Origin of the sequence: Winogradskyella ouciana (genome assembly GCF_009709615.1) — a bacterium.
Classification (GTDB): domain Bacteria; phylum Bacteroidota; class Bacteroidia; order Flavobacteriales; family Flavobacteriaceae; genus Winogradskyella; species Winogradskyella ouciana.
The window spans coordinates 1-363 of the sequence record NZ_WJYA01000035.1 but is presented as its reverse complement, the minus strand read 5'-3'; the positions used below and the strand labels follow the sequence as shown (position 1 = coordinate 363).

At 56.2% G+C, this 363-nt stretch carries 1 rRNA gene; it reads right to left on the bottom strand.

Annotation, left to right across the window (positions count from 1 at the left end):
- Positions 1-363 (bottom strand): 23S ribosomal RNA (locus tag F1003_RS18515); the annotation flags it as partial.

The window sequence follows — 363 nt, the reverse complement described above, 5'->3', positions numbered from 1 at the left end:
TCCCCTTAACGTTCCAGCACCGGGCAGGCGTCAGTCCGTATACATCGCCTTACGGCTTCGCACGGACCTGTGTTTTTAGTAAACAGTCGCTTCTCGCTGGTCTCTGCGGCCACCACCAGCTCACACCGCAAGGGTGATCACCAGCCGTGGCCCCCCTTCTCCCGAAGTTACGGGGGCATTTTGCCGAGTTCCTTAACGAGAGTTCTCTCGCTCACCTTAGGATTCTCTCCTCGCCTACCTGTGTCGGTTTGCGGTACGGGCACCTTGAATCTCGCTAGAGGCTTTTCTTGGCAGTGTGGAATCAGGAACTTCGGTACTATATTTCCCTCGCCGTCACAGCTCCGCCTTCACGGTAATGGGATT